The sequence below is a fragment of the Pseudomonas lopnurensis genome (genome assembly GCF_015070855.1).
In the GTDB taxonomy this organism is placed as follows: Bacteria; Pseudomonadota; Gammaproteobacteria; order Pseudomonadales; family Pseudomonadaceae; genus Stutzerimonas; species Stutzerimonas lopnurensis.
Map to the genome: position 1 here is coordinate 1 of NZ_JADDIX010000013.1, position 10728 is coordinate 10728.

11 protein-coding genes are annotated in these 10728 nt (G+C 66.8%); all 11 read right to left on the reverse strand.

Annotation, left to right across the window (positions count from 1 at the left end):
* A partial coding sequence (locus tag IN820_RS02415; protein ID WP_193679453.1) for an OsmC family protein occupies nt 1-550 on the reverse strand: 550 nt, incomplete at its 3' end.
* 223 nt (nt 551-773) lie between these two features.
* Nucleotides 774-1391, reverse strand: coding sequence for a class I SAM-dependent methyltransferase (locus IN820_RS02420; RefSeq protein ID WP_193679454.1), 618 nt, complete (start codon nt 1389-1391; stop codon nt 774-776).
* Nucleotides 1392-1452: 61 nt separating this feature from the next.
* Nucleotides 1453-2316, reverse strand: coding sequence for an MBL fold metallo-hydrolase (locus tag IN820_RS02425; protein ID WP_193679455.1), 864 nt, complete (start codon nt 2314-2316; stop codon nt 1453-1455).
* A 17-nt stretch (nt 2317-2333) separates the two neighbouring features.
* Nucleotides 2334-3149: a sulfite exporter TauE/SafE family protein gene (locus IN820_RS02430; protein ID WP_193679456.1), complete on the reverse strand. Its 816-nt coding sequence runs from the start codon at nt 3147-3149 to the stop codon at nt 2334-2336.
* Nucleotides 3150-3183: 34 nt separating this feature from the next.
* A complete protein-coding gene (locus IN820_RS02435; RefSeq protein ID WP_193679457.1) occupies nt 3184-4425 on the reverse strand; it encodes an alginate export family protein in 1242 nt (413 codons plus the stop codon).
* Nucleotides 4426-4518: 93 nt separating this feature from the next.
* The gene (locus IN820_RS02440) at nt 4519-5439 is read right to left on the reverse strand and encodes an ABC transporter ATP-binding protein (protein ID WP_193679458.1); all 921 of its coding nucleotides are present in this window, start codon (nt 5437-5439) and stop codon (nt 4519-4521) included.
* The gene (gene ntrB, locus IN820_RS02445) at nt 5429-6280 is read right to left on the reverse strand and encodes a nitrate ABC transporter permease (RefSeq protein WP_193679459.1); all 852 of its coding nucleotides are present in this window, start codon (nt 6278-6280) and stop codon (nt 5429-5431) included. Before ntrB ends, IN820_RS02440 begins: the two co-directional genes overlap by 11 nt.
* A gap of 11 nt (nt 6281-6291) precedes the next feature.
* Nucleotides 6292-7686, reverse strand: coding sequence for a CmpA/NrtA family ABC transporter substrate-binding protein (locus IN820_RS02450; RefSeq protein ID WP_193679460.1), 1395 nt, complete (start codon nt 7684-7686; stop codon nt 6292-6294).
* A gap of 27 nt (nt 7687-7713) precedes the next feature.
* Nucleotides 7714-9048, reverse strand: coding sequence for an FAD-dependent oxidoreductase (locus tag IN820_RS02455; RefSeq protein WP_193679461.1), 1335 nt, complete (start codon nt 9046-9048; stop codon nt 7714-7716).
* Nucleotides 9045-10184, reverse strand: a complete 1140-nt coding sequence (locus IN820_RS02460) for an acyl-CoA dehydrogenase family protein (protein WP_193679462.1) — start codon at nt 10182-10184, stop codon at nt 9045-9047. The genes IN820_RS02455 and IN820_RS02460 overlap by 4 nt, the downstream gene beginning before the upstream one ends.
* Nucleotides 10185-10211: 27 nt before the next feature.
* Nucleotides 10212-10728 (reverse strand): OsmC family protein (locus IN820_RS02465; RefSeq protein WP_193679463.1); only part of this gene is annotated, 517 nt, incomplete at its 5' end.

The following is a 10728-nucleotide window of genomic DNA, read 5'->3' on the forward strand; positions in this document are numbered from 1 at the left end:
CCAGACCGATGCTGAACGGGATCGGATTGCGCATGGAGTTGGCCACCGGCGAGTAGAAATTGGCCTGGCGCACGATCTCCTCCAGCTCCTCGCGGCTCGCATCGCCCTCCACCAGCACCTTCACGCGGATTTCCTGGAAACCCATCTGCGCCGGCTGCATCTCTGCGCCACCGGCGCCCCAGGCCGCCGGGTTGCCGATGTCCGCCTCGAGAAACACCTCCAGCCGGCTCAGCTTCACCTGTTTCCAGGTCGCCACCGCCGTGATGCCCACCGCCAGGCAACCGCCCAGGCCGGACAGCACGATCTCGCCCGGCGCCGGGGCGGTATCCTCGCCGAACAGGTGCAGCGGTTCGTCCACCACCACCGGCGTGTGCTCGCCGACGTAGCTGAGGCTGCGGTACATCCCCTGCATCACGGTGTGGACTTTGTTGGTGCCCCGGCTGGCGGGGTTGTTGCGGCCCTTCTCGGCGAAACCCATCAGGCCGTCGCGATCGATCGGCTTCAGGTAGCTCTTGACGCTGGTGGCACAGGTGGCAGGGGCAGCAGGCATGACATTTCTCCATTGGGATGAGCAAGAGATGCTTTCTGATCTCGACGATGCTTTTGCAGCCGCTGTGCCAAAACGTACGAAATTCGTTAAATTTATTTAAAATCAATAAGTTAATGAAATTACCAAGAGCCGCCTGCACCTCTTTGGGCCATGAGGACGCAATTGCCAAAACAAACAATGAATACATTGTTTACATTTTGGACGACTCATGGCCCGGTGCCGGTCAAACCAGCTTGCGACAGGCGCAATAAACGAACGCCTGCTCGGCACCGCCAGGCGTACGGTGGGACTCCTTCTGGTGTTCGAGCAGCAGGAAGGGGTCGCCGAACTCCGCGTGCAATTCATCCGGGGCATAGCGCCTTACGGACAATCCGCTGCACTGGTTCGGGCCGTCTTCGGCAAAAGTCGCGACGATGACGAGCCCGCCCGGCTTGACCGCCCGGAGGACCTTCTGCACGTAGGCACGTCGCTCGCGAGCCGTCACCAGGAAATGGAACACCGCTCTGTCGTGCCATACATCGTAGGCATGCGCCGCGAGATCGATTTCGAGAATGTCGGCCTCCAGCCACGTCACTGCCGCGGCCCGGTCCGCCAAGCGCGCCTGGGCTCGGCTCAGGGCAGCGGCGGAGAGGTCGAGCACCGTGTTGTTCTCGAAGCCTTCGGCGATCAGATCATCGACCAGCGTCGACGCGCCCCCGCCGACGTCGATGACCGAGGCCGTCAGCGGTACCCCGGCGTCGCGAATCAGCTTGAGCGAGAGCCCCGCATGCGCCTGGAACCAGCTGACCTCGTCCACGGCCTTGGTCGTGTACACCTTTTCCCAATGTTCTTTGGTACGCATGGAAGCTTCCTCACCGGTTGGTTGCACGCCATGGCGCCCATTGTGCGGCGCCAGCTTCCGCTCACAGCCCGTCCAGCGGCACCTTCAGATAGCGCAGCCCATTGCTTTCCGGCTCCGGCAGCAGGCCCGCACGAATATTCACCTGGATCGACGGCAGCAGTAGTGCGGGCAGTTCCAGCTGCGCGTCACGCTGGCTGCGCATGACGATGAAATCCGCTTCGCCGACGCCGTCGCGCACATGGATGTTGGCCGCCCGCTGCTCGGCAACCGTGCACAGGGCACATGGTGCGCGTTCAGACGGCGGATAGTCATGGCACAGGAACAGGCGGGTATCCCCGGGCAGGTCGAGCAAGCGGCGAATCGAACGGAACAACTGCACGGCACTGCCGCCGGGAAAATCGCAGCGAGCGGTGCCGACGTCCGGGGCAAACAGCGTGTCGCCGACGAAGACCACGTCATCGCCGACCCGGAACGCCAGGTCCGCCGGGGTATGGCCGGGCACATGCAGTGCCCTGGCCTGTAGCTCGCCGATGGCGAAAGCCTCGTCCGCGCGGAACAGGTGGTCGAACTGGACGTGCGCCTGGCAATAGCTCTCGGGCAGGTTGTAGAGTCCCAGAAAGACCTTGCGCACCTGCTGGACCGCCTCGCTGGCGGCGATCCGCCCACCGGCCTGCGCGCGCAGATAGGCGGCGGCAGAGAGGTGGTCGGCATGCACGTGGGTTTCCAGCAGCCAGTGCACGGCGAGGCGCAGGTGCTGTACGTAACCGAGGATCGCATCGGCGGCGCGAGTATCGGTCCGCCCGGATTTCGGCTCGTAGCCGAGCACCGGGTCGATGATGGCGCAGGGGGTGCCCGGCCCTGCATGCACCACATGGCTGAAGGTGGAGGTCGGGGCGTCGAAGAAGCTGTGCACGTGAGCTTGCATGGCAGGTTCCGGGAAAGTCAGGAAAGCGGGGGAAGGGATGCGAGCGCCTTGCCCAGCAGCATCAGCGCGGCCAGCCCGGCGAGCAGGGCGAAGCCCAGTTGCAAGGCACGAGCCGATACCCTGGGCGCCAGCAGCCGGCCACCGAGCATCCCGCCGCCGGCAGCGGCAATGAAGGCCCAGGCGGCACTCGGCAGGCTGCCGCCCGCCCACCAGAAACCGGCGACGGTGCCAGCGGAGATCAGCGCGATCACCAGCAGCGAGGTGGCGACGATACCGTGCATGCCTAGGTCGCTGACCTGGCGGATACCGGGAACGATCAGGAAGCCGCCGCCCACGCCCAGCAGGCCGCTAAACAACCCCGACAGGGCGCCGATGAACGACAGGCTGAGAAAGCAGCGCGGCGTCCAGCGAAAGCGCCCGGTGGTGTTGTCCAGCCGGCAGCTCTTGCACGACACGGCGGAGGCACCCTGCGCAACGGTGCGCGCCAGGGCCTGCCCCACCATACGCGCGGCGATCAGCAGCAGCACGGCGCAGAACAGCAGCATCAGCACCGCCACTGGCAGGACCTGCGCCAGCAGCAGGCCGAGCGGCGCGCAGAGGGCGCCGCCGCCGGCCATCAGCAGCGCCGCCCGATAGCGCACCAGCCCACGGCGTAGACCATCGAGACCGCCGAGCAGGGCCGAGGCGCCGACCGCGACCAATGCCACCGGGGTCGCCTCGGGCAGGCTGTAGCCCAGGCCGAGCACCAACGCCGGTACGGCCAGCACGCCGCCACCACCGGTCAATCCCAGGGCCAACCCCACCCCCACTCCGTACAGGCTTTCCAGCAGCATCCATCCTCCCCACGCCCGGCGGCGCCCGTCGCGATCAGTAGCGGTATTGCAGCTGCAGCCAGAACTTGTCGGTGTCCACGCCGAAAGCGTCGGCGTCATAGCGGGCGTACTTGGCCATGGCGCTGAGGTTCTTCACGACAGGAATCGCCCGGGCATAGGCCACGTCCAGTTCCGTGCCATAACGATCCCCGCCCTCGTCGGCACGGAAGTGGTGGTACCAGGCCTGCAGGCTGCCGCCGAGCAGCGGCAAGCTGCCGCCGAGGTAACTGTCGCGGATACCTTCGGCGGGGGTGATCAGGAACAGGTCGGCCCAGCCCTGGAACAGGTGCTTGGTCGCCAGCGGAGTCTGGAAGGCGCGATTGCCGGGGCCGTCGCCGCCACTCAGCACTTCGTGGCCAGCCTTGAGCAGGTAGCCACCCTGCTGGTAGCTCAGCTCACCGAGGAAGTAGTGGCCGTTCAGGCTCAGGGGGTTGCCGGCGTAGTCGCGCTGGCGTGCGTATTCCAGGGTGTAGCCCACGCTTTGCAGGGCGCCGCTCAGGCGCAGGCCGGTAGTACGGCTGGACTGGCTGCCGGGCGCGGCGGTCGGCGCCACCGCCAGGTTGTCGAGGCCAAGCAGGTAGCTGTAGGCGGCCAGTTTCAGCTCCGGGCGCCAGGCATAAGCCAGGTTGAACAGATGGCTGTGGCCCTCGATGTCAGCCGGGTTGGTCGGATAGCCATGCTGGCCGTCGGGGCCGAACGGGGTGTTGATGTTGGCCAGGTAAGCGTAGGTCAGGCTCAGGCCGTCGAGCGGCTCGAACCGGCCGAGCACGCCATCGTAGGTCTGCTCGTTCTGCCGCCAGGCGACACCGCCGACGAAGCGCTGGTTGTCCAGCTCGATGCGCTGCCGGCCGACCACGACATGGCCGAGCGCCGTGTCATAGCGCAACAGCGCCTGGTTCACCTCGCTACCGTCCGGGTCGGCCACCAGCGCGTAGCCGGCGCGGCCATTGCGGCTGTCGTTGAAATCTGGGTCACCGAGGCGGCTGACGTTGTCCACCTCGATCAACGCGGAAAGCCCGTACCAGCTACCGCTGTGCAAGCCGACACGGGTACGCAGGGTCTGAGCGTTGGCGTTGGCCAGGGCATTGTCCTGGTCGACGTGTTCGTAGCGGTAACGCAGGTCGAGCGAGGCCTTGCCTTGGGTTAGCAGGTCGGAGAAGGCGTCCCCGGCCTGGGCCACGGGGGCGATGAGCAATGCCAGCAGCACAGGACAAGGCAAAAGCAGATGAGCACGCATGGGTTTTTCCTTGGTTTTCGGGCAATGAATATCCATGCCGCGAGCATCGGATGCTCGCGGTCGTGAATCGGTGCAAGGGAACTGGCGGTGCGCTCAGGCGACGACGCGCATCCGTGAGCTCTGCGGCTGGTCCGGACCCGGTGGCGGCCCGTCGTCCTCGAGGCCCGGCCTGACCACCAGCGGCTCGCCGCCGCTCGCGGCTGGGCCGCTCTGCTGGATGACCTTGGAGCGGTGCACGAGGAAATCCACCAGGTGGTTGCGGATGCGATAGAACTGCGGATCGTGGTGCATGGTTTCCCGGGTGCGCGTCCGCGGCAGGGTGTTGATCACGATCTCGGCCACCCGGGCCTGGGGGCCGTTGCTCATCAGCATGATCTTGTCGGCCAGCAGAATCGCCTCGTCGACATCATGGGTGATCATGAATACCGTCTGCCGGGTCGCTTCGCAGATTTTCAACAGCTCGCTCTGGATGACGCCGCGGGTCAGCGCGTCCAGCGCACCGAACGGCTCGTCCATCAGCAGCATCTTCGGTTCCACGGCGAAGGCGCGAGCGATGCCGACGCGCTGCTTCATGCCGCCGGACAGCTCGCTGGGCTTCTTCCGTGCGGCGGCGGCGAGGCCGACCATCTCCAGGAAGCGTGCGCCATGCTCGGCGATCTGGCGGCGCGACCAGCGCGGATGGCGCGAGCGCACGGCGAAGGCGATGTTCTGCTCCACCGTCAGCCAGGGCAGCAGCGCATGGCTCTGGAACACCACGCCGCGGTCCAGGCTGGGGCCCGCGATCTCCTTGCCGGCCATCACCACGCCGCCGCTGGTCGCCTCTTCCAGGCCGGCGAGGACGTTGAGGATGGTGCTCTTGCCGCAGCCGGAGTGGCCGATCACGCAGATGAATTCACCCTGCTGGATGCTGAAGTTGATGTTTTCGAACACCGGTGGCTGGTCGTCACGGTAGCGCTTGCCCAACCCCTCGACCTTGATGAAGGGAACGGCCTGCGGATGGGTTTCATTCGACATAGGTCACCTTCCTTTGCAGAGCGGCGAAGAGAAGATCGAGGAGCATGCCGATCACGCCGATCATCAACACGGCGAAGATCACGTTGCCCAGCGACAGGTTGTTCCACTCGTTCCAGACGAAGTAGCCGATCCCGGTTCCGCCGATCAGCATTTCCGCCGCGACGATCACCAGCCAGGCGATGCCCATGGAGATGCGCATGCCGGTGATGATGGTCGGCGCCGCAGCCGGCAGGATCACCCTGAATGCCTTGCGCAGCGGGCCAACCTCGAGGGTGCGGGCCACGTTCAGCCAGTCGCGGCGCACGCCGGCGACGCCGAAGGCGGTGTTGATCAGCATCGGCCACACCGAGCAGATGAAAATGACGAAGATCGCCGAGGTGGTGGAATCCTTGATGGTGTAGAGCGCGATCGGCATCCAGGCCAGCGGCGAGATCGGCTTGAGCAGCTGGATGAAGGGATCGAAGGCCTTGTACAGCAGCGGCGACATGCCGATCACGAAGCCCAGCGGGATGGCCACCAGCGCCGCGATCAGGTAGCCGAGCCCCACCCGCGCGAGGGAGTGGGCGAGCTGGATGCCGATGCCCTTGTCGTTCGGGCCATTGTCGTAGAACGGGTCGCTGATCTGGCGCCAGGCCAGGGTGGCGAACTGCGTCGGCGTCGGCATGCCGTTGACGGTTTCGCTGGCACCACCCGCCGCCTGCCCCATAAGCAGGGCGTACTCGTCGTCCACCGCACCGGCGGCCTGCTGGCCCGGGCGGGTCGCCGCCTGCCAGACCATCAGCAACACCAGCAGCATCACGCAGGACAACAGCGCGGCCTTCAGCCGAATCGAAGTATTCATGATGCCTCCTTTCAGACACGTTTGATGGCGAAGCCATCCAGATAGGCTTGCGGCTGGCCCGGATCGAACGGCCGGCCCATCACGCTGAACGCCTTGTAGCCGCTGGTGGGCTCGGCGCCGGCCTCGGCCAGACCCAGCTCGGCCATGTGACGGCGGGCGTCGGTCATCAGGAAGACCTGCTCGGCCAGGCCGTTGAAGTCCACCTCGCCCTTGACGTAGCCCCAGCGCTTCATCTGGGTCAGCATCCAGGTGGCCATGGAGTACCACGGCATCGGATCGAACCCGGAACGGTCCGGCACGTTCTGCACGCCCCCCAGCCCATCCGCGTATCGGCCGGTCAACGCCTGGCGCACGACGATCTCGGGCTGGTTGAGGTAGTTCGGCGTGGAGATGGCCTTCGAGATTTCCGGCAGGTTCTGCGGGTCGCCGGCGGCTACCGCTGCGTTGAGCACGGCGCGATAGAGTGCGGCGAAGGTATTGGGGTTCTCTTCGATGAACGCCTGCGAGGCCCCGAAGGAGCAGCAGGGATGACCGTTCCAGAGGTCCTTGGACAGCACGTGCAGGAAGGCGATGCCGTCATAGACCGCGCGCTGGTTGAACGGCTCGGGGCCGAAGAAGCCATCGATGTTGCCCGCCCGCAGGTTGGCGATCATTTCCGCCGGCGGTGTCACCCGGAGTTGCACGTCACGGTCCGGGTCCAAGCCATGCTCGGCCAGGTAGTAGCGCAGCAGGAAATTGTGCATCGAATACTCGAAGGGAATGGCGAACTTGAAGCCCTTCCAGTTGCGCGGATCACGGTTGTCCTTGTGCTTGAGCGCCAGGGTGATGGCCTGGCCATTGATGTTCTGGATGGTCGCCACGCGCATCGGCTGAGCACTGGAACCCAGGCCCATGGAGATGGCCAGGGGCATCGGCGCGAGGAAGTGCGAGGCGTCCAGTTCCTTGTTCAGCATCTGGTCGCGGACCAGCGCCCAACCGGCGGTCTTCTGCAGGCTCACCGCCAGGCCCTGCTCCCGATAGAAGCCCATGGGATCGGCCATGATCAGCGGCGTGGCGCAGTTGATCGGGATGAAGCCGATCTTCAGGTTCTTCTTCTCCAGCGGGCCCCGCTCCTCGGCCATCGCCTGCAGCGACTGCAACGGCAACACGCTGGCGATGGCTGCCATCGCCGTGCCCATGCCCACCGCCTGGAGGAACCGCCGCCGGGTGGCATCGTGGGGGAACAGCGCGCGCACGGCGGCCGCCTCGACGAAATCCTGCGACAGGGTCTCGCTGTCGCGCCCGCGCGCCAGGCGCGCCTGCTCGGCCCGCTTGTCGTGTTCCCGCTGGCTGGCATGGGCGCCACAACTGCAGCCGGCCAGGCTGCTGTTCGCCGAGTAGGGACGGTAGAAATTCTTGTCGGTCATCACGATGCCCTCTTTTGGGTCGAGCGGTCAGGCAGCGCTGGCCTGGCCGACACGCAAGGTTGAAGTGGTATGCCCAGCGACCCGCTGCTCCATGAGCAGGTAGTCGTCGTTTTCGCTCACCACACGCCATTGGCCATCTGCACAGGGTGTGCCATGCAGTTCGATGGGAAGGCTGCGGGTCTTGAGACGGATCACCGGGACGCTGTGGCGATAGTCGCCACCGTCGCCGCCCAGCAAGGCCTGGGCGATTGCCCGGGCCTGCCGGCCGATCGGTTCGATGAAGCGGCAGGGGGCGCCGTCCAGGCTGATGCAGTCGCCCAGCGCATGGATGTCCTCGGCGCTGGTACGCAGGCTGAGCGGATCGACGCGGATGCCCTGGTCGAAGGCCAGCCCGGCCTGGCGCGCCAGGCGTGGGTCGGTGACCAGCCCTGTGGCGGCGACGATCTGGTCAACCACCAGGCGCTGTCCGCAGCGGGTCTCGATGCATTTGCCGCCATCGGCCAGGACGCTGACCGCGGTCACATCCACCTCGCCACGGTAGTCGATGCCGAGCTCCGCCTGGCTCTGGCGCAGGCGCCGCGTTGCCGGCTCCGGCAGCAGGCGGCCGAGTGGCTGGGGCTGGCGGTCCAGCAGTACGACCCGGTGGCCGGCGCGGGCGAAATCCTCGGCCAGTTCACAGCCGACCATGCCGGCACCAACGATGGCGATCCGCTGCGGCCCCCTGGCCAGCTGCGCCTGCAGACCACCCCAGCCGGCCAGGTCGTTCACCCGCCAGCACAGTGCCGGCGGCAATACCGCCGGAAGTGCCGGGCGCGCGCCCTGGGCGAGCACCAGACGGGTGTAGCCCAGGGTGCCGCGAGTGGTGCGCAACTGGTGCAGTGCCGGGCTCAGGCCCACCACGAAAGTTTCGCTGTACAGCCGCACGCCGAGCCGGCGCGCCGCTGCGGCGGCCGTCTCACGCACCAGCGATTCGGCCGTCAGGCCGCGGCTCAGCGCCAGCGACAGCTCCGGCTTGTGATAGCGGTCGCCCCTGCAGGCACTGACCAGGGTGATCGGCACCTCGGCATCCAGCTCGCGCAGCGCCTCGACGGTGGCCCAGCCGGCCAGGCCGGCACCGACCACCACGATGCCGGTGCCGCGCGGCCCGACCGCCACCGTTGCGGCCGGCGCCGCCTCGCGACGCACATAGGGCTCGAAGTCCAGCTTGGTGACGCCACACAGCGGACATTCCCAATCGTCGGGGATGTCCTCGAAGCGGGTTCCCGGCGCCAGTCCGCTGTCCGGGTCGCCCAACTCCTCGTCGTAGATCAGGCCGCAGGCACGACAGATGAACTGCCGCCAGGCCCGGGTCATGTCGCTCATGCCGGCAGCTCCTCTTTCATCAGGCGGGCCATTTCCCAGCGCAGGTGCTTGATCGCCGGGGTGACGATGGCGATGAACTGCGCCTCGCGCATGCGCCGCTGGGGCGCCGCGCTGCGCAGATAGCCACGTGCGCCCTGGTGCATGAGCGCCGACTGGGTGGCGCGCAGGGCCAGTTCGGCGCCCTGGGTGCGGGCGTCGAGCACGTCCAGCAGGTAGTCCTTGCTGCCATCGAAGGGGTTGCGCGCCAGCTGCATGATTCGCCCGCCCAGTTCCTCGAACTCGGCCTGGATCTCCTCGGGCCGATCGTGCAGGAAGTGATTGACGTGGCCCAGCACCGGCTCGACCTCGCGCATCGAATCCAGGCTGCCCTGAACCAGGCCGGTGGCCATCCCGGCCTGCAGCAGGATGAAGGCCGCACGGATGCGCGCGATGAACGGCCGGGCCGGATCAGCGATCAGGCCGTCTTCACCGACGAAATAGTCGTCGAGCTGGATGCGCCAGGTGCTGGTGCCTTCCATGCCGGAAAAGGCCGGGCAGGCGCGGAGCTCCACGCACGCATCGATGTCGAGCAGAAACATGATTTCGTGGGACCGCGAGCCATCGTCACGCTCCACCGCGGCGATGGCTCCGCAGTACTGGCCCGGGGCAATATGGCTGACCCAGGGCAGCGAGCCGCTGATGCGGTAGCCGCCCGGCACCTTGCGCGCGCGCAGCAGCATGTTCTCGATGCCGGCCAAGGCTTTCATCGGGTTCGACAGGCCAGTGCCACCGAACGTCCGGCCCTGCGCGTGATCGGACAGGCGCGCCAGCAGCGCCGGGTTGTCCGACTGCTCCATATAGAGGCCGCAGACGTCCTGGCACCAGACAAGGAAGCCGGTGGAGCCGCAACTGCGACTGACCTCCTGCATGGCGGCCAGGGCAATATCGTAGCGCCCACCCCGGCACTGCAGGTGGGCGCCCAGGGCTCCCGCCTCGCCGAGCTGGGCCATGATCTCCAGGGGGTAATGGCCTTCGTGGTCGATCCGGTTGGCCAACTGGGCCAGCGGCCCCGCCGCGATGCGGCGGACCTCGGCGAACAGGCGCTCATCGGCCAGGCCGGCGACGGACGAAGGGGAAAGGGCAACGGCGCTGTTCATGGCAGCATTCCTCCTGCGGGATGAGGCTCAGTCGGCCAGACCGATGCTGAACGGGATCGGATTGCGCATGGAGTTGGCCACCGGCGAGTAGAAATTGGCCTGGCGCACGATCTCCTCCAGCTCCTCGCGGCTCGCATCGCCCTCCACCAGCACCTTCACGCGGATTTCCTGGAAACCCATCTGCGCCGGCTGCATCTCTGCGCCACCGGCGCCCCAGGCCGCCGGGTTGCCGATGTCCGCCTCGAGAAACACCTCCAGCCGGCTCAGCTTCACCTGTTTCCAGGTCGCCACCGCCGTGATGCCCACCGCCAGGCAACCGCCCAGGCCGGACAGCACGATCTCGCCCGGCGCCGGGGCGGTATCCTCGCCGAACAGGTGCAGCGGTTCGTCCACCACCACCGGCGTGTGCTCGCCGACGTAGCTGAGGCTGCGGTACATCCCCTGCATCACGGTGTGGACTTTGTTGGTGCCCCGGCTGGCGGGGTTGTTGCGGCCCTTCTCGGCGAAACCCATCAGGCCGTCGCGATCGATCGGCTTCAGGTAG

Excerpts from the sequence above, each read along its gene's own strand:
- IN820_RS02420 (WP_193679454.1), bottom strand. The coding sequence starts at position 1,391 with ATGCGTACCAAAGAACATTGGGAAAAGGTGTACACGACCAAGGCCGTG.
- IN820_RS02425 (WP_193679455.1), bottom strand. The coding sequence starts at position 2,316 with ATGCAAGCTCACGTGCACAGCTTCTTCGACGCCCCGACCTCCACCTTC.
- IN820_RS02430 (WP_193679456.1), bottom strand. The coding sequence starts at position 3,149 with ATGCTGCTGGAAAGCCTGTACGGAGTGGGGGTGGGGTTGGCCCTGGGA.
- IN820_RS02435 (WP_193679457.1), bottom strand. The coding sequence starts at position 4,425 with ATGCGTGCTCATCTGCTTTTGCCTTGTCCTGTGCTGCTGGCATTGCTC.
- IN820_RS02440 (WP_193679458.1), bottom strand. The coding sequence starts at position 5,439 with ATGTCGAATGAAACCCATCCGCAGGCCGTTCCCTTCATCAAGGTCGAG.
- ntrB (WP_193679459.1), bottom strand. The coding sequence starts at position 6,280 with ATGAATACTTCGATTCGGCTGAAGGCCGCGCTGTTGTCCTGCGTGATG.
- IN820_RS02450 (WP_193679460.1), bottom strand. The coding sequence starts at position 7,686 with ATGACCGACAAGAATTTCTACCGTCCCTACTCGGCGAACAGCAGCCTG.
- IN820_RS02455 (WP_193679461.1), bottom strand. The coding sequence starts at position 9,048 with ATGAGCGACATGACCCGGGCCTGGCGGCAGTTCATCTGTCGTGCCTGC.
- IN820_RS02460 (WP_193679462.1), bottom strand. The coding sequence starts at position 10,184 with ATGAACAGCGCCGTTGCCCTTTCCCCTTCGTCCGTCGCCGGCCTGGCC.